Consider the following 347-nt stretch of genomic DNA (forward strand, 5'->3'; position numbering starts at 1 on the left):
CCGGGATAAAGTAAACATGTGTCATGTGTCTCCGGGGGAGGAAACTCCCCCTCACATTCACTGCTCCCCCCTTCCTTTAGGAGGTCCGCTTCCTTCCCGGTTTCCGTATTTAAATACCCGGGTACGAGTACAACACAAAGCATTTCAGGTCCGAGCTGACGATGACAGGCCTGTGGGTCTCTATGGTATGTACACGCTAAGGGTTCACAAAGAGGACAGGCCCTTTGCCTGTGACCAGGACGGGTGTAACAAATCTTTCAGCACACTCAGTCATCTCACCAGGCACAGACGCATACACACTGGGGACAGGCCCTATACCTGTGACCAGGACGGGTGCAACAAGCGTT

Source organism: Parendozoicomonas verongulae (assembly GCF_009711465.1).
Lineage (GTDB): Bacteria > Pseudomonadota > Gammaproteobacteria > Pseudomonadales > Endozoicomonadaceae > Sansalvadorimonas > Sansalvadorimonas verongulae.